This is a genomic window from Streptococcus cristatus (genome assembly GCF_019685515.1).
Classification (GTDB): domain Bacteria; phylum Bacillota; class Bacilli; order Lactobacillales; family Streptococcaceae; genus Streptococcus.
The window spans coordinates 1,700,324-1,722,575 of the sequence record NZ_JABFFN010000001.1 but is presented as its reverse complement, the minus strand read 5'-3'; the positions used below and the strand labels follow the sequence as shown (position 1 = coordinate 1,722,575).

Annotated in this window: 24 protein-coding genes, 2 tRNA genes and 1 rRNA gene; 26 read left to right on the top strand and 1 reads right to left on the bottom strand. The window is 42.1% G+C overall.

Annotation, left to right across the window (positions count from 1 at the left end):
* The first annotated feature begins 1 nt into the window (after nucleotide 1).
* From comGC to gap, 18 genes are all read left to right on the top strand, one after another.
* Nucleotides 2-325, top strand: a complete 324-nt coding sequence (gene comGC, locus FOA33_RS08395) for a competence type IV pilus major pilin ComGC (protein ID WP_000735802.1) — start codon at nucleotides 2-4, stop codon at nucleotides 323-325.
* A complete protein-coding gene (gene comGD / locus FOA33_RS08390) occupies nucleotides 288-722 on the top strand; it encodes a competence type IV pilus minor pilin ComGD (RefSeq protein ID WP_221161260.1) in 435 nt (144 codons plus the stop codon). The genes comGC and comGD overlap by 38 nt, the downstream gene beginning before the upstream one ends.
* Complete coding sequence (gene comGE / locus FOA33_RS08385; protein WP_221161259.1) at nucleotides 685-984, top strand: competence type IV pilus minor pilin ComGE; 300 nt, start codon at nucleotides 685-687, stop codon at nucleotides 982-984. Before comGD ends, comGE begins: the two co-directional genes overlap by 38 nt.
* On the top strand, nucleotides 950-1,411 hold the full coding sequence (gene comGF, locus FOA33_RS08380; RefSeq protein ID WP_221161258.1) for a competence type IV pilus minor pilin ComGF: 462 nt from the start codon (nucleotides 950-952) through the stop codon (nucleotides 1,409-1,411). The genes comGE and comGF overlap by 35 nt, the downstream gene beginning before the upstream one ends.
* Nucleotides 1,389-1,802 carry a competence type IV pilus minor pilin ComGG gene (gene comGG / locus FOA33_RS08375; protein WP_221161257.1) on the top strand — a complete coding sequence of 138 codons (414 nt, stop codon included), beginning with the start codon at nucleotides 1,389-1,391 and terminating at the stop codon, nucleotides 1,800-1,802. The genes comGF and comGG overlap by 23 nt, the downstream gene beginning before the upstream one ends.
* A gap of 32 nt (nucleotides 1,803-1,834) precedes the next feature.
* On the top strand, nucleotides 1,835-2,425 hold the full coding sequence (locus tag FOA33_RS08370; RefSeq protein ID WP_221161256.1) for a class I SAM-dependent methyltransferase: 591 nt from the start codon (nucleotides 1,835-1,837) through the stop codon (nucleotides 2,423-2,425).
* A 58-nt stretch (nucleotides 2,426-2,483) separates the two neighbouring features.
* Nucleotides 2,484-3,437, top strand: a complete 954-nt coding sequence (locus FOA33_RS08365) for a class I SAM-dependent methyltransferase (protein ID WP_221161255.1) — start codon at nucleotides 2,484-2,486, stop codon at nucleotides 3,435-3,437.
* A 50-nt stretch (nucleotides 3,438-3,487) separates the two neighbouring features.
* Nucleotides 3,488-4,678 (top strand): acetate kinase, encoded by a 1,191-nt coding sequence (locus FOA33_RS08360; protein ID WP_221161254.1) that lies wholly within the window; start codon nucleotides 3,488-3,490, stop codon nucleotides 4,676-4,678.
* Nucleotides 4,679-4,827: 149 nt separating this feature from the next.
* Complete coding sequence (gene rnpA, locus FOA33_RS08355; RefSeq protein WP_221161253.1) at nucleotides 4,828-5,199, top strand: ribonuclease P protein component; 372 nt, start codon at nucleotides 4,828-4,830, stop codon at nucleotides 5,197-5,199.
* A complete protein-coding gene (locus FOA33_RS08350) occupies nucleotides 5,174-6,001 on the top strand; it encodes a membrane protein insertase YidC (RefSeq protein WP_221161252.1) in 828 nt (275 codons plus the stop codon). Before rnpA ends, FOA33_RS08350 begins: the two co-directional genes overlap by 26 nt.
* 14 nt (nucleotides 6,002-6,015) lie before the next feature.
* The gene (gene jag / locus FOA33_RS08345) at nucleotides 6,016-7,002 is read left to right on the top strand and encodes an RNA-binding cell elongation regulator Jag/EloR (RefSeq protein WP_221161251.1); all 987 of its coding nucleotides are present in this window, start codon (nucleotides 6,016-6,018) and stop codon (nucleotides 7,000-7,002) included.
* Between the two features lie 55 nt (nucleotides 7,003-7,057).
* Entirely contained in the window at nucleotides 7,058-7,681 is a 624-nt protein-coding gene (locus FOA33_RS08340) for a ribonuclease P (RefSeq protein ID WP_221161250.1), read from the top strand.
* Between the two features lie 118 nt (nucleotides 7,682-7,799).
* Entirely contained in the window at nucleotides 7,800-9,776 is a 1,977-nt protein-coding gene (gene tkt, locus FOA33_RS08335; RefSeq protein WP_221161249.1) for a transketolase, read from the top strand.
* A gap of 117 nt (nucleotides 9,777-9,893) precedes the next feature.
* Nucleotides 9,894-10,214 (top strand): preprotein translocase subunit YajC, encoded by a 321-nt coding sequence (yajC, locus tag FOA33_RS08330; RefSeq protein ID WP_001069055.1) that lies wholly within the window; start codon nucleotides 9,894-9,896, stop codon nucleotides 10,212-10,214.
* A 47-nt stretch (nucleotides 10,215-10,261) separates the two neighbouring features.
* Entirely contained in the window at nucleotides 10,262-10,705 is a 444-nt protein-coding gene (locus FOA33_RS08325) for a low molecular weight protein-tyrosine-phosphatase (RefSeq protein WP_125841196.1), read from the top strand.
* Entirely contained in the window at nucleotides 10,692-11,105 is a 414-nt protein-coding gene (locus FOA33_RS08320; protein WP_000413196.1) for an MORN repeat-containing protein, read from the top strand. The genes FOA33_RS08325 and FOA33_RS08320 overlap by 14 nt, the downstream gene beginning before the upstream one ends.
* Before the next feature lie 295 nt (nucleotides 11,106-11,400).
* A complete protein-coding gene (adhE, locus tag FOA33_RS08315) occupies nucleotides 11,401-14,052 on the top strand; it encodes a bifunctional acetaldehyde-CoA/alcohol dehydrogenase (protein WP_221161248.1) in 2,652 nt (883 codons plus the stop codon).
* Nucleotides 14,053-14,368: 316 nt separating this feature from the next.
* On the top strand, nucleotides 14,369-15,379 hold the full coding sequence (gene gap / locus FOA33_RS08310) for a type I glyceraldehyde-3-phosphate dehydrogenase (RefSeq protein WP_221161247.1): 1,011 nt from the start codon (nucleotides 14,369-14,371) through the stop codon (nucleotides 15,377-15,379).
* 72 nt (nucleotides 15,380-15,451) lie between these two features.
* Here the strand turns inward: gap and FOA33_RS08305 are convergent, their stop codons facing one another.
* Nucleotides 15,452-16,327, bottom strand: coding sequence for an RluA family pseudouridine synthase (locus FOA33_RS08305; protein WP_311043418.1), 876 nt, complete (start codon nucleotides 16,325-16,327; stop codon nucleotides 15,452-15,454).
* 86 nt (nucleotides 16,328-16,413) lie between these two features.
* Between FOA33_RS08305 and pbp2a the strand changes: the two genes are divergently transcribed.
* The 8 genes from pbp2a (at nucleotide 16,414) to FOA33_RS08265 (ending at nucleotide 22,222) form a co-directional block, all read left to right on the top strand.
* Nucleotides 16,414-18,609, top strand: a complete 2,196-nt coding sequence (pbp2a, locus tag FOA33_RS08300) for a penicillin-binding protein PBP2A (RefSeq protein WP_221161246.1) — start codon at nucleotides 16,414-16,416, stop codon at nucleotides 18,607-18,609.
* A 52-nt stretch (nucleotides 18,610-18,661) separates the two neighbouring features.
* Nucleotides 18,662-18,814, top strand: coding sequence for a 50S ribosomal protein L33 (gene rpmG, locus FOA33_RS08295; protein ID WP_001809375.1), 153 nt, complete (start codon nucleotides 18,662-18,664; stop codon nucleotides 18,812-18,814).
* Between the two features lie 9 nt (nucleotides 18,815-18,823).
* Nucleotides 18,824-19,000, top strand: coding sequence for a preprotein translocase subunit SecE (secE, locus tag FOA33_RS08290; protein WP_000505776.1), 177 nt, complete (start codon nucleotides 18,824-18,826; stop codon nucleotides 18,998-19,000).
* Nucleotides 19,001-19,051: 51 nt separating this feature from the next.
* Entirely contained in the window at nucleotides 19,052-19,588 is a 537-nt protein-coding gene (nusG, locus tag FOA33_RS08285) for a transcription termination/antitermination protein NusG (protein ID WP_000376728.1), read from the top strand.
* Between the two features lie 120 nt (nucleotides 19,589-19,708).
* Entirely contained in the window at nucleotides 19,709-20,182 is a 474-nt protein-coding gene (locus FOA33_RS08280; protein WP_221161245.1) for a sigma-70 family RNA polymerase sigma factor, read from the top strand.
* Nucleotides 20,183-20,246: 64 nt separating this feature from the next.
* Nucleotides 20,247-20,318 (top strand) — tRNA-Glu (locus FOA33_RS08275).
* A 231-nt stretch (nucleotides 20,319-20,549) separates the two neighbouring features.
* Nucleotides 20,550-22,098, top strand: a 16S ribosomal RNA gene (locus tag FOA33_RS08270).
* Between the two features lie 51 nt (nucleotides 22,099-22,149).
* A tRNA-Ala gene (locus tag FOA33_RS08265) sits at nucleotides 22,150-22,222 on the top strand.
* Nucleotides 22,223-22,252 lie beyond the last annotated feature (30 nt).

The window sequence follows — 22,252 nt, the reverse complement described above, 5'->3', positions numbered from 1 at the left end:
AATGAAAAAACTCATGACAAATTTAAAAAAAGCCAAGGTTAAAGCCTTCACTTTGGTAGAAATGTTAGTCGTCTTGCTCATCATCAGCGTTCTTCTCTTGCTCTTTGTACCCAATTTGACCAAGCAAAAGGATGCTGTAGATGATAAAGGAAAAGCTGCTGTTGTCAAGGTCGTGGAAAGCCAGGCAGAACTCTATAGTCTGGACAAGAATGAAGATGCGAGTCTAAGTAAATTACAGGCGGATGGTCGCATCACAGCAGAGCAAGCCAAGGCTTATAAAGAATACCATGCAAAACAAAAAACAAGTCAAACTGTTGCAGATTGAGGCCTTTACCATGCTGGAAAGTCTCCTTGTTTTGGGGCTTGTGAGTATCCTTGCCTTAGGCTTGTCTGGATCTGTCCAGTCCACTTTTGCGGCGGTAGAGGAGCAGATTTTCTTTATGGAGTTTGAAGAACTCTATCGGGAAACGCAAAAACGCAGTCTAGCCAGTCAGCAAAAGACCAGCTTGAATTTAGATGGGCAGATGATCAGTAACGGCAGTCAAAACTTGACTATTCCTAAAGGGATTCAGGCACCATCAGGACAAAGCATTATATTTGATCGAGCTGGGGGCAATTCGTCCCTGGCTAAGGTTGAATTTCAGACCAGCAAAGGAGCGATTCGCTATCAATTATATCTAGGAAATGGAAAAATTAAACGCACTAAGGAAACTAAAAATTAAGGCAGTGATCTTACTAGAAGCAGTAGTGGCTTTGGCTGTGTTTGCCAGCATTGCGACCCTTCTTTTGGGGCAAATTCAGAAAAATAGACAAGAAGAGGCAGAAATCTTGCAAAAGGAAGAAGTCTTGCGTGTGGCGAAGATGGCTCTGCAAACAGGGCAAAATCAGGTAAACATAAATGGAGTTGAGATTCAGGTATTTGCTAGTGAAAAAGGATTGGAGGTCTACCATGGTTCAGAGAAATTGCTCGATCTTAAAGAGTAGTAAGGTAAGAGCTTTCACTCTTTTAGAATCTCTGATTGCCCTTATCGTCATTAGCGGGGGCTTGCTCCTCTTTCAGGCTATGAGTCAGCTCCTCATTTCAGAAGTTCGTTACCAGCAGCAAAGCGAGCAAAAGGAGTGGCTCTTGTTTGTGGATCAACTGGAGGCAGAGTTAGAGCGTTCGCAGTTTGACAAGGTGGAAGGCAATCGCCTCTACATGAAACAGGATGGTAAGGATATCTCTATAGGGAAGTCTAAATCGGATGATTTTCGGAAAACCGATAGCAGTGGACGAGGTTACCAGCCAATGGTTTATGGCCTCAAATCAGCACAAATCACAGAGGAAAATCAATTGGTTCGCTTTCGCTTCCAATTTCAAAAAGGCTTAGAAAGGGAGTTTGTCTATCGTGTGGAAAAAGCAAAAAGTTAAGGCAGGTGTTCTTTTATATGCAGTCACCATGGCAGCCATTTTTAGCCTTTTGTTGCAGTTTTATTTGAATCGGCAAGTAGCCCATCACAAAGACTTTGCCCTAAACAAAGAAAAGTTGGCAGCTTTTGCCATGGCCAAGCGAAGTAAAGATAAGGCTGAGCAAGAAAGTGGTGAACAAGTCTTTAACTTAGGAAAAGTCAGGTATCACAATACGAAAACAGGTTTTGCAACAAGTGTTCGTATGAATAAGAGCAACTATGAATTTCTCTTTCCTTCGATGAAACCCAAGGAAAAGAAAACGGATAAAAAGCAACAGGTAGCGACTGATTCAAACCCAGAACAAAATCAACAAAAAACAGAAGATAAGGCAGAAAAGAAAGCCAATTCCTAGGCAATTCAACTTCTTTGTGTTACACTAAAAGCATGAAACACGATTTTAATCACAAAGCAGAAACCTTTGATTCGCCCAAAAATATCTTTCTTGCAAACTTGGTATGTCAAGCAGTCGAGAAACAAATTGATCGTCTATCAGACAAAGAAATTCTGGATTTCGGTGGTGGGACGGGGCTGTTAGCCTTGCCTCTAGCTAAGCAGGCCAAGTCTGTTACCCTTGTAGACATCTCTGAGAAAATGCTGGAGCAATCCCGTTTGAAAGCTGAGCAACAAGACATCAAGAATATCCAGTTTTTGGAGCAGGATTTACTGGTGAATCCTTTGGAGCAACAATTTGACCTGATTATTGTCAGTCGAGTTCTTCATCATATGCCTGATCTAGATGCGACTCTTGCTATGTTTCACCATCACCTTAGGGAGAATGGACAGGTCCTCATTGCTGATTTTGTCAAGACAGATACCAACCATCATGGCTTTGAATTGCCTAAACTGGAAACCAAACTCGATCAGTTTGGTTTTTCGAACATTGACAGTCAGATTCTTTATAGTGCTGAAGGTCTTTTCCTAGGAAATTACGCAGAGCTCTTTTTAACAGTAGCCCAAAAATCACTCGCTGACTAAAGCAGTGATTTTTTCTCTTCAGATGGAAAAAAGGAGGGAAATTTGATAAGATAGGAATATGGATTTTGAAAAAATTGAACAAGCTTATACCTATTTACTAGAGAATGTCCAAATCATCCAAAGTGATTTGGCGACCAACTTTTATGATGCCTTGGTAGAGCAAAACAGCATCTATCTGGATGGCGAGACCGAGCTAGAGCAGGTCAAGGAGAATAATCAAGCCCTTAAACGCCTAGCACTTCGCAAGGAAGAGTGGCTCAAAACCTACCAGTTTCTCTTGATGAAGGCAGGGCAAACGGAGCCTTTACAGGCCAATCACCAGTTTACACCGGATGCCATTGCCCTCCTCTTGGTACTTGTTGTGGAAGAGTTGTTTGAACAAGAGGAGATTAGCATCCTCGAAATAGGTTCTGGTATGGGGATTTTAGGTGCTACTTTCTTGACTTCTCTTGCTAAAAAAGTGGATTACTTGGGAATCGAAGTGGATGACTTGCTGATTGATCTGGCAGCTAGCATGGCAGATGTGATTGGTTTGCAGGCTGGTTTTGTTCAAGGCGATGCCGTTCGTCCGCAAATGCTTAAAGAAAGCGATGTGGTCATTAGCGACTTGCCTGTTGGCTATTATCCAGACGATGCCATTGCATCTCGTTATCAAGTGGCTTCTAGTCAAGAACATACCTATGCCCATCATTTGCTGATGGAACAAGGCCTCAAGTACCTTAAGTCAAATGGCTATGCTATTTTTCTAGCTCCGAGTGATTTATTGACCAGCCCTCAAAGTGATTTGTTAAAAGGGTGGCTCAAAGACGAAGTGAGTCTGGCTGCTATCATCGCTCTGCCAGAGGATATTTTCTCAACTGCAAGCCAAGCTAAAAGTATTTTTGTCTTACAGAAGAAAAGAGACAAGGAAATAGAACCCTTTGTCTACCCTCTTACTAGCTTGCAAGATCCGTCAGTTTTGTTGAACTTTAAAGAAAATTTTCAAAATTGGAGCAAAGGTACTGAAATATAAAAGAGATTTTGTTATAATAGATGAAAACGCTTAAAAAGAGGTATCATCTTATGACAAAAACAATTGCAATCAATGCAGGAAGCTCAAGCTTGAAATGGCAACTTTATCAAATGCCTGAAGAGAAAGTTTTGGCTAAAGGCTTGATTGAACGTATTGGATTGAAAGATTCAATTTCAACAGTAAAATTTGACGGTCGTTCGGAGCAACAAATTCTTGATATTGAAGACCATACACAAGCCGTTAAAATTTTATTGGATGACTTGATTCGTTTTGACATCATCAAAGGGTACGACGAGATTACAGGTGTCGGACACCGCGTCGTTGCAGGTGGTGAATATTTCAAGGAATCAACAGTTGTTGAGGGAGATGTGATAGAAAAAGTTGAGGAGTTGGGACTCTTGGCTCCTCTTCACAATCCAGCTAACGCAGCTGGAATTCGTGCATTTAAGGAATTGCTTCCAGATATTACCAGTGTTGTTGTATTTGATACTTCATTCCACACAACCATGCCAGAAAAGGCTTATCGCTACCCTCTGCCAACTAAATACTACACAGAAAACAAGGTTCGTAAATATGGTGCCCACGGAACAAGCCACCAGTTTGTCGCAGGAGAAGCAGCGAAACTTTTGGGCCGTCCTCTAGAAGATTTGAAATTGATTACCTGCCATATTGGTAATGGGGCTTCTATCACAGCTGTTAAGGGTGGGAAGTCTGTGGATACTTCTATGGGATTCACACCACTTGGAGGTGTGATGATGGGAACTCGTACAGGAGATATTGACCCTGCTATCATCCCTTATCTCATGCAATATACAGAGGATTTCAATACCCCAGAAGATATTAGCCGCATTCTCAATCGTGAATCAGGGCTCATGGGAGTTTCTGGTCAGTCAAGTGATATGCGTGATGTGATTGCTGCCATGGAAGCAGGAGACCATGATGCGACTTTGGCTTATGAAATGTATATTGATCGTATCCAAAAACATATTGGCCAATATCTTGCAGTCCTAAATGGAGCAGATGCAATTATCTTCACAGCAGGTATCGGTGAAAATGCAGCAAATTTCCGTGAGGATGTCATTTCAGGTATCTCTTGGTTTAGTTGTGATGTAGATCCAGAAAAGAATGTCTTTGGTGTAACGGGAGACATCTCAACGGACGAAGCGAAAATACGTGTCTTGGTTATTCCAACAGATGAAGAATTGGTGATTGCACGCGATGTTGAGCGCTTGAAAAAATAAGTAAATACACGTAAAATTTGATTGTGAAAAGAAGTTGGGAAAGAGATTTTCCAGCTTTTTTTATGTAGAAAATGTCTAAAACCTTGCTGTTATTGGCTTTTTTAAAAAATATGGTATAATAGTAGTAATTTAATAGATGGAGTTGAGTTTTGAAGAAAAGCTTTCGTGTAAAAAGAGAGAAAGATTTTAAGGCGATTTTCAAGGACGGAACAAGTTTTGCCAATCGAAAATTTGTTGTCTACCAATTGGGAAACCAGCAAAACCATTTTCGAGTAGGACTGTCCGTCAGCAAAAAGCTGGGGAATGCAGTTACCAGAAATCAAATCAAGAGACGAATCCGACACATTCTACAAAGTATAAAAGGGAGTTTAGTAGAGCATGTTGATTTTGTCGTGATTGCCCGAAAAGGGGTGGAAACCTTGGAATATGCAGAGATGGAGAAAAATCTACTCCACGTATTAAAGTTATCAAAGATTTACCAGGAAGGAAATGGGAGTGAAAAAGAAACTACAGTTGACTAGTTTGTTGGGCTTGTCCTTGTTTATCATGACAGCCTGTGCAACAAATGGTACAGCTAGCGATATAACAGCAGATTCGACAGACTTTTGGAGTAAATTCGTCTATTTTTTTGCTGAAATTATCCGCTTTTTGTCCTTTGACATTAGTATCGGAGTGGGGATTATCCTCTTCACGATTTTGATCCGGACGATTCTATTACCGGTCTTTCAGACACAGATGGTTGCCTCTAGAAAAATGCAAGAGGCTCAACCACGCATCAAGGCTTTGCGAGAGCAATACCCGGGTCGTGATATGGAAAGTAGAACCAAGCTAGACCAGGAGATGCGTAAGGTTTATAAAGAGTTAGGAATCAAACATTCATCCTCTCTCTGGCCGATTTTAATACAAATGCCGGTTCTCTTGGCACTCTTTCAAGCCTTGAGTCGAGTAGATTTTTTGAAAACAGGTCACTTTTTATGGATTAATTTGGGAGGAGTAGATACAAGTTTTGTCCTTCCGATTTTGGCGGCAGTCTTTACCTTCTTGAGTAGCTGGTTATCAAATAAATCTTTATCCGAAAAAAGTGGAGCTACGACAGGGATGATGTATGGTATGCCTGTATTGATCTTTGTTTTTGCCATCTCTGCTCCAAGTGGTGTAGCCTTGTACTGGGCTGTATCCAATGCTTACCAAGTTCTGCAAACCTATTTCTTGAACAATCCTTTCAAGATTATTGCTGAAAGAGAAGCAGTGGCGCAAGCAGAAAAAGATTTAGAAGGTAAGAAGAGAAGAGCCTTGAAAAAAGTACAGAAAAAGAAAAAATAAGGAGGAATCTTGTAATGGTATTATTTACAGGTTCAACGGTTGAAGAGGCAATCCAAAAAGGATTGAAAGAATTAGACATTCCAAGAATGAAGGCCCACATCAAGGTTGTTTCGAAAGAGAAAAAAGGGTTCTTAGGCTTGTTTGGTAAGAAGCCAGCTCAAGTTGATATCGAAGCGATTAGTGAAACGACAGTGATCAAAGCCAATCAGCAGGCTATTAAAGGGGTTCCAAAAGAAGTCAATGAAAAGAATGAACCAGTAAAGAGCGTCAGCGAAGCAACAGTTGATTTGGGGCATGTAGTGGAAGCCATCAAGAAGATTGAAGAAGAAGGTCAAGGTGTCTCTGAAGAGGTCAAGGCTGAAATCCTGAAAAATGAAAAGCATGCCAGCACAATTTTGGAAGAAACAGGCCATATTTCAATTTTAAATGAATTGGAATTAGAAAATACTACCGAGAAAGTGGAATCTGCTCCGGAAAAAGAAACTGAAACGCAGGAAGTAACAAGCCAATCTTTGGAAGACTTAGGCTTGACAGTAGAACCAAGTTATGACATTGAACAAGTGGCAACTGAAGTAGCTAACTACGTTCAAACCATTGTAGATGATATGGATGTTGAAGGGACGATTTCAAGCGACTACAATCGCCGTACCATCAATCTTCAAATTGACACCAATGAACCAGGCCGTATTATCGGCTACCATGGAAAAGTCTTGAAGGCTCTTCAACTATTGGCGCAAAATTATCTTTATAATCGCTATTCAAGAACGTTCTACATCACAATCAATGTCAATGATTACGTTGAACACCGTGCAGAAGTCTTACAAACCTACGCTCAAAAATTGGCGACTCGCGTTTTAGAAGAAGGACATAGCCAGCAAACAGATCCAATGTCAAATAGCGAACGCAAGATTATCCATCGTATTATTTCACGCATGGATGGCGTAACGAGTTACTCTGAGGGTGATGAGCCAAATCGCTATGTTGTCGTAGATGCAGAATAAGCAAAGCAAAATCAGGTTCACCCTGATTTTTTGCTAGGAAAGGAAAGATTCAAATATGCTGAAAGCAGTTAGAGAATACCTATCATTTGCAGGGGTCCAGTACCGTAATCCTGATAAAGCTGGCGATAAAAGAGAAAAGATGTTGGACTTGCGGCAAAAAGGTCAAGAGGCTCGGAAGTCTTTTACAGAATTGGCCAAAACCTTTCAAGCTAGTCATCCAGAATGGCAACTGCAACAGACTAGTCAGTGGATGAACCAAGCGCAACGCTTGCGACCGCATTTCTGGGCCTATTTACAGAGAGACGGACAAGTGACAGAACCTATGATGGCTCTTCGTTTATATGGAACACCTGCTAATTATGGGATTTCTTTGGAAGTCAGTTTCATCGAGCGCAAGAAAGATGAGCAGACTTTAGACAAGCAAGCCAAGGTTTTAGAACTTCCAGCGGTAGAAGGAATTTATTATCTAGTCTATTCAAATGGAGAAAGTCATAAGGTGGAGTCTACTGAGGAGAATCGTCGTACTTTACGAGAGAAGCTGAGAAATCAGGAAGTCCGAAAAGTCTTGGTCAAGTCAGATGTTTCACTCATTGAAAATCAGTCAGTAGAAGTGATATTGGAGAAGCTAGAAGACGCTTATACTCGCTTGCTCCCGTACTATGAAGTGACGAGGGGATAGACAAATCAAATGTGTTAGATGAACGCGAATTGTTTTATTGCTATTCTATGCATTTTTTCATATAATAGAAAAATAGGATGTGTGATTCATTAATCACCTCAAAGAGAAAGGAAATTCTATGTCAAATCTATCTGTTAATGCAATTCGTTTTCTAGGTATTGACGCCATCAACAAAGCCAACTCAGGTCACCCAGGTGTGGTCATGGGGGCTGCTCCTATGGCCTATAGCCTCTTTACAAAACAACTTCGTATCAATCCAGCACAACCAAACTGGATCAACCGTGATCGCTTTATCCTCTCAGCAGGTCATGGATCTATGTTGCTTTATGCTCTTCTTCACCTTTCTGGCTTTGAAGATGTTAGCATGGATGAGGTCAAGAACTTCCGTCAATGGGGTTCAAAAACACCAGGTCACCCAGAATTTGGTCATACAGCAGGAATTGATGCTACAACTGGTCCTTTAGGACAGGGAATTTCTACTGCCACAGGTTTTGCCCAAGCAGAACGTTTCTTGGCAGCCAAATATAACCGCGAAGGCTATAATCTCTTTGACCACTATACTTATGTGATCTGTGGAGACGGAGATTTGATGGAAGGTGTCTCAAGTGAGGCGGCTTCATACGCAGGCTTGCAAAAACTTGACAAGTTGGTTGTCCTTTATGATTCAAATGACATCAACTTGGATGGCGAGACAAAGGATTCCTTTACTGAAAGTGTTCGTGACCGTTACAATGCCTACGGTTGGCATACTGCCTTGGTTGAAGATGGGACTGACTTGGAAGCAATCCATGCCGCTATCGAAGCAGCTAAAGCTTCAGGCAAACCATCTTTGATTGAAGTGAAGACTGTGATTGGATACGGTTCTCCAAACAAACAAGGAACCAATGCGGTACACGGTGCTCCTCTTGGAGCAGATGAAACTGCAGCGACTCGCCAAGCTCTCGGCTGGGATTATGAACCATTTGAAATTCCAGAGCAAGTTTATGCTGATTTCAAGGAAAATGTTGCAGACCGTGGTGCATCAGCTTATCAAGCTTGGACTAAATTAGTTGCTGACTATAAAGAAGCGCATCCAGAATTGGCTGCAGAAGTAGAAGCTATCATCGATGGAAATGATCCAGTTGAAGTGACTCCAGCAGACTTCCCAGCTATAGAAAATGGCTTCTCTCAAGCAACTCGTAATTCAAGTCAAGATGCTTTGAACGTTGTAGCTGCCAAACTGCCAACCTTCCTAGGCGGATCAGCTGACCTAGCTCACTCAAACATGACTTACATCAAAACGGATGGACTTCAAGATGACGCTAATCGCTTGAACCGCAACATTCAGTTTGGTGTTCGTGAATTTGCTATGGGAACAATCTTGAACGGGATGGCCCTTCACGGTGGACTTCGTGTATACGGTGGTACTTTCTTCGTCTTCTCTGACTATGTGAAAGCAGCTGTCCGCTTGTCAGCTTTACAGGGACTTCCTGTGACTTATGTCTTTACCCACGATTCGATCGCAGTTGGTGAAGATGGTCCAACTCACGAACCAGTTGAACACTTAGCAGGTCTCCGTGCTATGCCAAATCTGAATGTTTTCCGCCCAGCAGATGCGCGTGAAACTCAAGCGGCTTGGTACCTTGCAGTGACAAGCAAAAAAACACCAACCGCCCTTGTCTTGACACGCCAAAACTTGACTGTCGAAGAGGGAACAGACTTCGACAAGGTTGCGAAAGGTGCCTATGTTGTCTATGAAAATGCGGTAGACTTTGATACAATCTTGATTGCGACAGGTTCAGAGGTCAATCTAGCTGTCGCAGCTGCCAAAGAATTAACTAGTCAAGGCGAAAAAGTCCGCGTAGTCAGCATGCCATCTACAGATGTCTTTGATAAACAAGATGCAGCATACAAGGAAGAAATCCTTCCAAATGCAGTCCGCCGTCGTGTTGCAGTCGAAATGGGTGCAACTCAAAACTGGTACAAATATGTTGGCCTTGATGGTGCAGTTCTCGGTATTGATACTTTCGGAGCATCTGCCCCAGCACCAAAAGTATTAGCAGAGTACGGATTTACGGTAGAAAATCTAGTCAAAGTCGTTCAAAACTTGAAATAATCGCAGAAATCAGAGTGAAAGCTCTGATTTTTTATAACCATAAAAACAAGGTACAACCTTGTAAAAGTAGCTGAAATTTGATATAGTAGTCCTATGTAAAAGACAAAGGAGAAAACAATGAATCCAAATATTACTTTTTTAATCATGCTTGTAGGTATGATGGCCTTGATGTTCTTTATGCAACGTTCTCAAAAGAAACAAGCTCAAAAGCGTATGGAAAGCTTAAATAAACTTCAAAAAGGCTATGAAGTTATTACAATTGGCGGCCTTTACGGAACAGTGGATGAAGTAGACACTGAGAAGAGAACAATCGTACTTGATGTAGATGGCGTTTATTTGACTTTTGAATTGGCTGCTATCAAGACAGTGTTGCCACTCAAAGAAGCTGTGACACCAGAAGGAACAGTTGTTGACGAAGGCGGAGCAATCGAAGAATAAAACGGGACCTGTCACTCCCGTTTTTCTATGAAGTGAGAGGAAAAGGGATGAGAAAAATAGTATTTGTTTGCCTAGGAAATATCTGCCGTAGCCCCATGGCAGAGTTTGTGATGAAATCCATGACGAGCGATTACCAGATTGAGAGTCGTGCCACGTCATCATGGGAACATGGCAATCCGATTCATAAGGGAACGCAAGGAATTTTCCAGCAATATCGGATCCCGTATGACAAAGACAAAACATCACTCCAGATTCGTAGAGAAGATTTTGAGTCATTTGATTATATTATCGGTATGGACGCTTCAAACGTTTCAGATCTGCGTCAAATGTGTCCTCAGAAATTGCAGTATAAGATCTACCCTTTTGCATCTGAAAGTGTTCCAGATCCTTGGTATACAGGAGATTTTGAGGAAACCTATGCTCGCATCACAAGTGGATGTCAAAGCTGGCTAGATCGATTAGAAAATGAGAGTGACAATGGAAAAGCTTAAACAAATCTATGAAAAGTATAGAGTTTACCTAACTCGCCCTAGGCTAGAGTTCATTGCAGTAGTCGTAATTGCACTCTGTGCCCTTTCAGTATTTCTACTAAATACACCTAAAAAGGGTGCCCTGACACTTGATGGCGGTGCCCTTGTTTATGATGGTACCCTGGTACGAGGAAAAATGAATGGTCAAGGAACTCTGACCTTTGAAAATGGAGACCAATATACAGGTGATTTCAATAATGGAGCCTTTAATGGAAAAGGGACTTTTCAATCAAAAGATGGCTGGAAATACGAAGGGGATTTTGTAAATGGTCAGGCTGAAGGTCAAGGGAAGTTGACTACAGAGCAAGAAGTTGTTTATGAAGGGACCTTTAAACAAGGCGTTTTTCAGCAAAAACAGTAGTCTCCAAGTTAGGAGACTATTTTCAAAACCAAAAAAGAAAACGCTTTCTTGTCTCGAATTCGATAAATAACTATCAACTAGAAAAACTTTGTGAAATAAAAAAATTTTTTCCATAATTTCACAATCATCCAAGCAAAACTCTATTGCATAGCTATATTGAGAAAAAAATCACAAACTTAGAAAAATTCTTTGTGAAATACTTATGAAACTGTTTACAAAGCATAAAAAAAGAGTTATAATGAACTTGTGAAAAAATTAACAAAGGATAACATCCTTAAAGGCTATGGAGGATAATATGGCTGATAAAAAAACAGTAACACCAGAGGAAAAACAACTTGCTGCTGAAAAGCATGTCGACGGTCTCGTGAAAAAAGCCTTGGTTGCGCTTGATGAAATGCGCAAGTTGAACCAAGAGCAAGTTGACTACATCGTAGCAAAAGCGTCTGTTGCAGCACTTGACGCGCACGGTATCCTTGCACAACATGCAGTTGAAGAAACTGGTCGTGGCGTATTTGAAGATAAGGCGACAAAAAATCTATTTGCCTGTGAACACGTAGTGAACAATATGCGTGGAGTTAAAACAGCTGGAGTTATCGAAGATGATCCAATTACAGGTTTGACGAAGATTGCGGAGCCGGTCGGAGTTATTTGTGGTATCACTCCAACAACAAACCCAACTTCAACAGCGATTTTCAAATCATTGATTGCTTTGAAGACACGTAACCCAATTGTTTTCGCCTTCCACCCATCAGCTCAAGAATCTTCTGCTCATGCTGCACAAATCGTTCGTGATGCAGCCATCGCAGCCGGTGCACCTGAAAACTGTGTTCAATGGATTACAGAGCCATCTATGGAAGCAACTGGGGCACTTATGAACCACGAAGGTGTTGCGACTATCCTCGCAACTGGTGGGAATGCTATGGTTAAAGCTGCATACTCATGTGGAAAACCAGCTCTTGGGGTAGGTGCCGGAAACGTTCCTGCCTATGTAGAAAAATCTGCTGACCTTCGTCAAGCTGCTCATGACATCGTTATGTCTAAATCATTTGATAATGGGATGGTCTGTGCATCAGAACAAGCGGTTATCATTGATAAAGAAGTGTATGACGAATTTGTAGAAGAATTCAAATCATACCATACTTACTTTGTCAACAAGAAAGAAAAAGCGCTTTTGGAAGAATTCTGTTTTGGTGCAAAAGCTAACAGCAAGAACTGCGCTGGTGCAAAATTGAACCCAAACATTGTTGGTAAACCAGCAGCATGGATTGCTGAGCAAGCAGGATTCAAAGTACCAGAAGGTACAAATATCTTGGCTGCTGAATGTACAGAAGTTGGAATTAAAGAACCATTGACTCGTGAAAAATTATCACCTGTTATTGCAGTTTTGAAAGCTGAAGATACTGAAGATGGACTTAAAAAAGCTCGTCAAATGGTTGAATTTAATGGTCTAGGACACTCAGCTGCTATCCATACAAAAGACGAAGCTCTTGCAAAACGTTTCGGTACGGAAATAAAGGCAATGCGTATTATCTGGAACTCTCCATCTACCTTTGGTGGTATCGGTGATGTATACAACGCCTTCATTCCATCATTAACACTTGGATGTGGTTCATATGGACACAACTCAGTTGGTGATAACGTATCCGCTATCAACCTTCTTAACATCAAGAAAGTAGGAAAACGTAGAAATAATATGCAATGGTTTAAAGTTCCTTCAAAAATCTACTTCGAACGTAACTCAATCCAATACCTTCAAACTTGCGAAGGTATCGAACGTGTCATGATTGTTACCGATAAATCAATTGAAAAACTCGGTTTTGTACAACGCGTGATTGACCAATTGAATCTTCGTAAAAATAAAGTCACGATTCAAGTCTTCTCAGATGTTGAACCAGATCCAGATATCACAACAGTTCGTCGTGGTGTTGAAGTAATGCGTTCGTTTGAACCAGACACTATCATTGCCCTTGGTGGTGGTTCACCAATGGATGCAGCTAAAGGTATGTGGATGTTCTATGAACAGCCAGACGTTGACTTCGGTGACCTCGTTCAAAAATTCATGGATATCCGCAAACGCGCCTTCAAATTCCCATCACTTGGTAAGAAAGCACAATATATCGGTATTCCAACAACATCTGGTACAGGTTCAGAAGTAACACCGTTTGCAGTTATCTCTGACAAGGCAAACAACCGGAAATACCCAATCACTGACTACGCTTTGACACCAACCATTGCAATTGTTGACCCTGCTTTGGTAGAATCTGTTCCAGCATTTATTGCTGCTGACACAGGTATGGATGTCTTGACACACGCAACTGAAGCTTATACTTCTAACTTTGCCAATGACTATACAGATGGTATTGCTCTTCAAACCATCAAGTTAGTCTTCAAATACTTGGAAAAATCTGTAAAAACAGCTGACCCAGAGGCCCGTGAAAAGATGCATAATGCCTCTACAATGGCTGGTATGGCCTTCGCCAATGCCTTCCTTGGAATGAGTCACTCAATGGCGCATAAGATTGGTGCTGTTCACCACACCATCCACGGACGTACAAACGCTATTTTACTTCCTTATGTTATCCGTTACAACGGAACTCGTCCATCTAAAACTACAACATGGCCTAAGTACAATTACTGGAAAGCTGATGAAAAATTCCAAGATATCGCTCGTATGCTAGGTCTTCCTTGCTCAACACCAGAAGAAGCGGTTGAAGCTTATGCCAAAGCAGTTTACGATCTTGGTGAAGCAGTTGGAATCACAATGAACTTCAAAGGCTTTGGTATCGATGAAAAAACTTGGAAAGACAGCTTGCATGAGATTGCCTTACTTGCTTACGAAGATCAATGTTCACCTGCAAACCCACGCTTACCGATGGTAGCTGACATGGAAGAAATCATGGCAGATGCTTACTATGGTTATGCAGAACGTCCAGGACGTCGTAAATAATTGTTTATCAGCCTAGAGACAGGACTAATCCTGTCTCTTTTTTGTGAACTCAGATAGACCTGGAATTAAGGTTGAGTATAGAAATGGAGATAATATACGGACATTATAAAAGATTGTAGGGATATATTTAAAAATTAAAGAATAAGTGAATGAAAAGGAGTGGAAAAGTAGAAAAGCAAGAGAGAAAATCGACGCCCATACTTGCAATTAAACTCAAATAGTTATATAATAGGTGTGTTGAAAGGTGATTTGTAGTGATTCAAGTTACTCTTTTCACAATAAAATTTTCATGATTTTCATAAGGAGGAAATCACTAATGGTAGTTAAAGTTGGTATTAACGGTTTCGGACGTATCGGTCGTCTTGCTTTCCGCCGTATCCAAAACGTAGAAGGTGTTGAAGTTACTCGCATCAACGACCTTACAGATCCAGTGATGCTTGCACACTTGTTGAAATACGATACAACTCAAGGTCGTTTCGACGGTACTGTAGAAGTTAAAGAAGGCGGATTTGAAGTTAACGGTAAATTCGTTAAAGTTTCTGCTGAACGTGATCCAGAACAAATCGACTGGGCTAACGACGGTGTAGAAATCGTTCTTGAAGCAACTGGTTTCTTTGCTACTAAAGCAGCTGCTGAAAAACACTTGCACGCTGGTGGTGCTAAGAAAGTTGTTATCACTGCTCCTGGTGGATCAGATGTTAAAACAGTTGTATTTAACACTAACCATGATATTCTTGATGGTACTGAAACAGTTATCTCAGGTGCTTCATGTACTACAAACTGTTTGGCTCCAATGGCTAAAGCTCTTCATGACAACTTCGGTATCGTTGAAGGTTTGATGACTACTATCCACGCTTACACTGGTGACCAAATGGTTCTTGATGGACCACACCGTAAAGGTGACCTTCGCCGTGCTCGTGCTGCTGCAGCTAATATCGTTCCTAACTCAACTGGTGCTGCTAAAGCAATCGGTTTGGTTATCCCTGAATTGAACGGTAAATTGGACGGAGCTGCTCAACGTGTTCCTGTTCCAACAGGTTCTGTAACTGAATTGGTAGCAGTTCTTGATAAGAACGTTACTGTTGATGAAGTAAACGCAGCTATGAAAGCAGCTTCTAACGAATCATACGGTTACACTGAAGATCCAATCGTATCTTCTGATATCGTAGGTATGTCATTCGGTTCATTGTTTGACGCAACTCAAACTAAAGTTCTTGACGTTGACGGTAAACAATTGGTTAAAGTTGTTTCATGGTATGACAACGAAATGTCTTACACTTCACAACTTGTTCGTACTCTTGAATACTTTGCAAAAATCGCTAAATAATTCTTGAGTCGATAAAAAAGCAAGGCCAGAAAGCCTTGCTTTTTTATATAGATAAAAGAATAGATGATAATGTCATCCATTCTTTTTTAATTCTTTTTCAAAAGTATCCGATAGAACAGTGAAACTCAATTTTTCTAAGGTGAGTGGATGGGTAAAAGAAAGGCGAAAGGCGTGAAGCATAAGCCGGCTTGCTTTTGATTTACTATTATAGAGAGAGTCGCCCAAGATAGGATGCTTGTGATGAGAGAGGTGAACACGAATCTGATGCGTTCGACCGGTCTTTAGCTTGCAACGAACAAGAGCTGTTTTGTTTGGGAATTGCTTTAATCGACTGATATGCGTTTCAGCATATTGCCCATTTTTGGGATCTACTACTCGTTTTCTGCGATCATGTCGATCACGGCCGATTTTATCTTGAAAGACAAGTTCCTTACTCTCTACTCGTCCTTCTACGAGTGCCCAGTACTCGCGAGCGATTTCTTTTTTCTCCAACAAGCGATTGAGGATGGGCAGGATAAAAGGGTTCTTAGCAAAAAGCACTAGCCCACTGGTTTCCATATCTAGACGATGAACGACATAGCAAGTTTGCCCAACGTAGGCAGAGACATGGTTGAGAAGGGCGATCTCCTTGGGTTGATTCCCATGCGTTTTCATTCCTTCTGGCTTGTTGACGATAATGAGATGTTGGTCTTGATAAACTTCTTGAACGAGGTCTGGATTTCCCCAAAGGATTTCTTTGGGGGGATAATCTTCCTCGTCAAAAGTCAATTGGCAAATATCCCCTGGCTTCACCATCTCGTTCCAGTGAACTTCTTCGTGGTTCATTAAGATGTTCTTCTTGGTTCTCAAAAAATGACGAATTTTTCTAGGGATGAGGAGTTGTTCCTCTAGAAATTGTTTGACCGTCATTTGAGGCAAGGCTTCGGGTAATGTAAATGTGAATTGCATACAGATATTGTAACAAAAAAAGTCCTATTTGGATAGGGAGTAGCTAAATTCTTGAGTTCCTATGGTGAAGATGATAAAATAAACGCATGAAATTAGATAAATTATTTGAGAAGTTTCTTTCTCTCTTTAAAAAAGAAACGAGTGAATCCACGGAGTCTGATTCGACTAGCATGCGTCGTTCCCGGAGCGATAGAAAAAAATTGTCCCAAGTAGGGCCAATTCGGAAATTTTGGCGTCGTTATCATCTGACAAAGATCGTCATCATTTTAGGGTTAAGCGCTGGCTTACTTGTGGGAACCTACCTATTTGCGATAGCCAAGTCTACCAATGTCAATGATTTGCAAAATGCCTTGAAAACGCGAACTCTGATTTTTGACCGCGAAGAAAAAGAGGCAGGAGCCCTATCAGGTCAAAAGGGAACCTATGTTGAACTGACAGATATCAGTAAAGATTTGCAGAATGCTGTCGTCGCGACAGAGGACCGTTCCTTCTATAAAAATGATGGGATAAACTACGGTCGTTTCTTTCTAGCCATCCTTACAGCGGGTCGTTCTGGAGGGGGGTCCACCATCACCCAACAGTTGGCGAAGAATGCTTATCTGTCTCAGGATCAAACCGTTGAACGGAAGGCCAAGGAGTTTTTCCTTGCCTTAGAGTTGACCAAGAAATACAGTAAGGAGCAAATCCTTACTATGTACCTCAATAACGCCTACTTCGGAAATGGGGTATGGGGGGTTGAAGATGCAAGTAAGAAATATTTCGGTGTATCGGCTTCACAACTAACGCTTGATCAGGCGGCAACTCTAGCAGGGATGCTCAAGGGGCCAGAATTGTATAATCCATTAAATTCTGTTGAAACTTCAACCAACCGTAGGGATACTGTTTTGCAAAATATGGTTGCAGCGGGTTATATTGATAAAAATCAAGAGACCGAAGCAGCTGGAGCAGATATGGCTTCTCAACTGCAAGATAAGTATGAAGGGAAGATTTCGGATTATCGTTACCCGTCTTATTTTGATGCAGTTGTCAACGAAGCAGTTTCCAAGTACAATCTCACAGAAGAGGAAATTGTCAACAACGGCTATCGAATCTATACAGAACTTGACCAAAACTACCAAGCCAATATGCAGGTTGTTTACGAAAATACCTCACTATTTCCAAAGGCAGAAGACGGAACACATGCCGAATCAGGTAGTGTTGCTTTAGAGCCTAAAACAGGTGGGGTGCGTAGCGTTGTTGGTAGCGTAGCTGGCGATGACAAACCAGGCTTCCGCAATTTCAACTATGCCACTCAGTCTAAGCGTAGCCCAGGCTCAACTATCAAACCTTTAGTGGTTTATACGCCTGCAGTAGAAGCAGGATGGGCCTTAAACAAGCAATTGGATAATCATACGATGCAGTACGATAGTTATCAAGTGGACAATTATGCAGGGATTAAGACTTCTCCTGAAGTACCTATGTATCAGGCTTTGGCTGAATCACTCAATTTACCGGCAGTTGCGACTGTAAATGCATTAGGTATTGACAAAGCTTTTGACGCTGGGGAGAGATTTGGCCTGAATATGGAAAATGTTGATCGAGTTCTCGGAGTCGCTCTCGGTGGAGGCGTAGAGACGAATCCCCTCCAGATGGCGCAAGCCTATGCAGCTTTTGCTAATGGAGGTCTAATGCCTGAAGCGCATTTTATCACCCGTATTGAAAATGCCAGTGGCCAGGTCATCAAGAGTCATAAAAATTCTCAAAAACGAGTGATTGATAAGTCGGTAGCCGATAAAATGACCAGCATGATGCTAGGAACATTTACCAATGGTACAGGAATTAGTTCATCGCCAACAGATTATGTTATGGCTGGAAAGACAGGTACTACTGAGGCTGCTTTTAATTCAGTATATACTAGTGACCAGTGGGTGATTGGTTATACTCCAGATGTGGTAATTACCCACTGGCTCGGCTTCCCGACGACGGATGAGAACCATTATCTAGCAGGTTCGACCTCAAATGGAGCAGCCCATGTCTTTAGAAGTATGGCTAATACCATTTTGCCTTACACTCCAGGTAGCACTTTTACAGTTGAGAATGCTTATAAACAAAATGGGATTGAACCAGAAAATACTAAAAAACAAGCTATTGAAAATGAGGCAAACCAGTCGGAGGATCCGATAGCGGATATTCGTAGTCGTGCACAAAATCTTGTAGATGAAGCGGGACGTGCGATTTCAGAAGCTAAGATAAAAGAAAAAGCCCAGACAATATGGGACTCATTCCTTAATCTATTTCGTTAAGAGGCTTGTCAAAGCCTAGGTTTCTTGTTATAATAGATAAGATGGAGGCGTTATGGCACTAAAAAAAGCAAGCCTAGCTTGTGCAGTTTGCGGTTCAAGAAATTATTCAATCAAAATTAGTGGGAACCCCAAGCCAACACGACTAGAAGTAAATAAATTTTGTAAACATTGTGGGAAATATACGACACACAGAGAAACGAGATAGGAGAGAACGATGGGTTTTATTAAGGATATTTTTAAACTTCTTAAAGAAACAACGTGGCCAACTCGCAAGGAAAGCTGGAGAGATTTTCGCTCTATTATGGAATACACAGCCTTCTTTGTGGTCATCATTTACATTTTTGACCAGTTGATTGTTTCAGGTTTGATTCGATTTATTAACATTTTTTAGAAGAAAGGCGGAGAACTTCTGCTAGTTTCTTCTATTATGAAAGGAAATATCATGGATAGTTTTGACAAAGGATGGTTTGTTCTACAAACTTATTCTGGCTATGAAAATAAGGTAAAAGAAAATCTATTGCAACGTGCGCAAACATATAACATGTTGGATAATATTCTACGCGTTGAGATTCCAACACAAACCGTGCAAGTTGAGAAAAATGGAAAGAAAAAAGAAATTGAAGAGAATCGCTTTCCGGGTTATGTCCTTGTAGAAATGGTCATGACCGATGAAGCATGGTTCGTTGTTCGAAACACACCGAACGTAACAGGATTCGTCGGATCCCACGGCAACAGATCAAAACCAACTCCGCTATTGGAACAAGAAATCCGTGATATTCTGGTTTCAATGGGACAAACTGTTCAAGAGTTTGATATTGACGTTGAAGTTGGTCAGACTGTCCGCATCATTGATGGCGCTTTTGCAGACTACACAGGTAAAATTACCGAAATTGATAACAATAAAGTGAAGATGATTATCTCTATGTTTGGTAATGATACGATTGCAGAAGTAAACCTAAACCAAATTGCAGAATTATAATCCCAGAGAGGCCTTGCCTCTCTTTTTATGTGCCGTTGAGGGAGGAAGAAGTATAGAACAGAGGAAGTAGACCCATGGGTTCGTGCATTTTGCTAAACTAAATGCAGAAAGGAGAGGTCTATGAATCTGAAAGAGCTATACGAAGAAACGAAGGGGATTGTCCATAAGTGTCGTAAAGATTATCATCTACATCTGTGGGAGAAAGAGGACTGGGATCAGGAGGGCATGATGTGCCTCTATGAACTGGTCAGTAGCCATCCACAGTTGCTAGGGGGTGAGCGCCATCGACTGTATGTCTGCTTTAAAACAAAATTTAGAAATCGTATCCTGGATAACATTCGAAAACAGGAAAGCCACAAGCGCCGTTTCAACAAAGAACCCTATGAAGAGGTGAGTGAGATTAGCCATCGTCTAGGAGAAAAAGGACTCAGGCTGGACGATTATTATCTCTTTCACGAACTTCTAAAGAATTACAAATCAAAGCAGAGTATGGAAAAACAAGAGTTAATAGACCGTCTCATGGGAGGAGAAGTCTTTAGAGGACGTAAAGCTCTCCTGAGAGAACTTTCCCTTATTTTTTCAGAATTTCGATAAAGAGGAAAAAAGATCTTGACAAAGGTAAAAAAGTAGGTATAATAGAAAGAGTTGAAAAGCTCAAGGTCCGTTGGTCAAGGGGTTAAGACACCGCCTTTTCACGGCGGTAACACGGGTTCGAATCCCGTACGGACTATGGTGTATTGCGGTTAAAAAAACTTGAAAAAAGTTTCAAAAAAGTGTTGACATAGGTTAGCAGCTGTGATATACTAATATAGTTGCCGCTTGAGAGAGATTGAGTGACAAAGACCTTTGAAAACTGAACAAGACGAACCAATGTGCAGGGCACTATAACTAAGGTTATAGTACTGAACAATGAAAAAAACAATAAATCTGTCAGTGACAGAAATGAGTGAGAACTCAAACTTTTAATGAGAGTTTGATCCTGGCTCAGGACGAACGCTGGCGGCGTGCCTAATACATGCAAGTAGAACGCTGAAGAGAGGAGCTTGCTCTTCTTGGATGAGTTGCGAACGGGTGAGTAACGCGTAGGTAACCTGCCTGGTAGCGGGGGATAACTATTGGAAACGATAGCTAATACCGCATAAAATGGATTATCGCATGATAATTCATTGAAAGGTGCAAATGCATCACTACCAGATGGACCTGCGTTGTATTAGCTAGTTGGTGGGGTAACGGCTCACCAAGGCGACGATACATAGCCGACCTGAGAGGGTGATCGGCCACACTGGGACTGAGACACGGCCCAGACTCCTACGGGAGGCAGCAGTAGGGAATCTTCGGCAATGGACGGAAGTCTGACCGAGCAACGCCGCGTGAGTGAAGAAGGTTTTCGGATCGTAAAGCTCTGTTGTAAGAGAAGAACGAGTGTGAGAGTGGAAAGTTCACACTGTGACGGTATCTTACCAGAAAGGGACGGCTAACTACGTGCCAGCAGCCGCGGTAATACGTAGGTCCCGAGCGTTGTCCGGATTTATTGGGCGTAAAGCGAGCGCAGGCGGTTAGATAAGTCTGAAGTTAAAGGCTGTGGCTTAACCATAGTACGCTTTGGAAACTGTTTAACTTGAGTGCAAGAGGGGAGAGTGGAATTCCATGTGTAGCGGTGAAATGCGTAGATATATGGAGGAACACCGGTGGCGAAAGCGGCTCTCTGGCTTGTAACTGACGCTGAGGCTCGAAAGCGTGGGGAGCAAACAGGATTAGATACCCTGGTAGTCCACGCCGTAAACGATGAGTGCTAGGTGTTAGACCCTTTCCGGGGTTTAGTGCCGCAGCTAACGCATTAAGCACTCCGCCTGGGGAGTACGACCGCAAGGTTGAAACTCAAAGGAATTGACGGGGGCCCGCACAAGCGGTGGAGCATGTGGTTTAATTCGAAGCAACGCGAAGAACCTTACCAGGTCTTGACATCCCTCTGACCGCTCTAGAGATAGAGTTTTCCTTCGGGACAGAGGTGACAGGTGGTGCATGGTTGTCGTCAGCTCGTGTCGTGAGATGTTGGGTTAAGTCCCGCAACGAGCGCAACCCCTATTGTTAGTTGCCATCATTTAGTTGGGCACTCTAGCGAGACTGCCGGTAATAAACCGGAGGAAGGTGGGGATGACGTCAAATCATCATGCCCCTTATGACCTGGGCTACACACGTGCTACAATGGCTGGTACAACGAGTCGCAAGCCGGTGACGGCAAGCTAATCTCTTAAAGCCAGTCTCAGTTCGGATTGTAGGCTGCAACTCGCCTACATGAAGTCGGAATCGCTAGTAATCGCGGATCAGCACGCCGCGGTGAATACGTTCCCGGGCCTTGTACACACCGCCCGTCACACCACGAGAGTTTGTAACACCCGAAGTCGGTGAGGTAACCTTTTAGGAGCCAGCCGCCTAAGGTGGGATAGATGATTGGGGTGAAGTCGTAACAAGGTAGCCGTATCGGAAGGTGCGGCTGGATCACCTCCTTTCTAAGGATAAGGAACTGCGCATTGGTCTTGTTTAGTCTTGAGAGGTCTTGTGGGGCCTTAGCTCAGCTGGGAGAGCGCCTGCTTTGCACGCAGGAGGTCAGCGGTTCGATCCCGCTAGGCTCCATTGGTGAGAGATCACCAAGTAATGCACATT

Excerpts from the sequence above, each read along its gene's own strand:
- comGC (WP_000735802.1), top strand. The coding sequence starts at position 2 with ATGAAAAAACTCATGACAAATTTAAAAAAAGCCAAGGTTAAAGCCTTC.
- comGD (WP_221161260.1), top strand. The coding sequence starts at position 288 with ATGCAAAACAAAAAACAAGTCAAACTGTTGCAGATTGAGGCCTTTACC.
- comGE (WP_221161259.1), top strand. The coding sequence starts at position 685 with ATGGAAAAATTAAACGCACTAAGGAAACTAAAAATTAAGGCAGTGATC.
- comGF (WP_221161258.1), top strand. The coding sequence starts at position 950 with ATGGTTCAGAGAAATTGCTCGATCTTAAAGAGTAGTAAGGTAAGAGCT.
- FOA33_RS08370 (WP_221161256.1), top strand. The coding sequence starts at position 1,835 with ATGAAACACGATTTTAATCACAAAGCAGAAACCTTTGATTCGCCCAAA.
- FOA33_RS08365 (WP_221161255.1), top strand. The coding sequence starts at position 2,484 with ATGGATTTTGAAAAAATTGAACAAGCTTATACCTATTTACTAGAGAAT.
- FOA33_RS08360 (WP_221161254.1), top strand. The coding sequence starts at position 3,488 with ATGACAAAAACAATTGCAATCAATGCAGGAAGCTCAAGCTTGAAATGG.
- jag (WP_221161251.1), top strand. The coding sequence starts at position 6,016 with ATGGTATTATTTACAGGTTCAACGGTTGAAGAGGCAATCCAAAAAGGA.
- FOA33_RS08340 (WP_221161250.1), top strand. The coding sequence starts at position 7,058 with ATGCTGAAAGCAGTTAGAGAATACCTATCATTTGCAGGGGTCCAGTAC.
- tkt (WP_221161249.1), top strand. The coding sequence starts at position 7,800 with ATGTCAAATCTATCTGTTAATGCAATTCGTTTTCTAGGTATTGACGCC.
- yajC (WP_001069055.1), top strand. The coding sequence starts at position 9,894 with ATGAATCCAAATATTACTTTTTTAATCATGCTTGTAGGTATGATGGCC.
- FOA33_RS08325 (WP_125841196.1), top strand. The coding sequence starts at position 10,262 with ATGAGAAAAATAGTATTTGTTTGCCTAGGAAATATCTGCCGTAGCCCC.
- FOA33_RS08320 (WP_000413196.1), top strand. The coding sequence starts at position 10,692 with ATGGAAAAGCTTAAACAAATCTATGAAAAGTATAGAGTTTACCTAACT.
- adhE (WP_221161248.1), top strand. The coding sequence starts at position 11,401 with ATGGCTGATAAAAAAACAGTAACACCAGAGGAAAAACAACTTGCTGCT.
- gap (WP_221161247.1), top strand. The coding sequence starts at position 14,369 with ATGGTAGTTAAAGTTGGTATTAACGGTTTCGGACGTATCGGTCGTCTT.
- FOA33_RS08305 (WP_311043418.1), bottom strand. The coding sequence starts at position 16,327 with ATGCAATTCACATTTACATTACCCGAAGCCTTGCCTCAAATGACGGTC.
- pbp2a (WP_221161246.1), top strand. The coding sequence starts at position 16,414 with ATGAAATTAGATAAATTATTTGAGAAGTTTCTTTCTCTCTTTAAAAAA.
- rpmG (WP_001809375.1), top strand. The coding sequence starts at position 18,662 with ATGGCACTAAAAAAAGCAAGCCTAGCTTGTGCAGTTTGCGGTTCAAGA.
- secE (WP_000505776.1), top strand. The coding sequence starts at position 18,824 with ATGGGTTTTATTAAGGATATTTTTAAACTTCTTAAAGAAACAACGTGG.
- nusG (WP_000376728.1), top strand. The coding sequence starts at position 19,052 with ATGGATAGTTTTGACAAAGGATGGTTTGTTCTACAAACTTATTCTGGC.
- FOA33_RS08280 (WP_221161245.1), top strand. The coding sequence starts at position 19,709 with ATGAATCTGAAAGAGCTATACGAAGAAACGAAGGGGATTGTCCATAAG.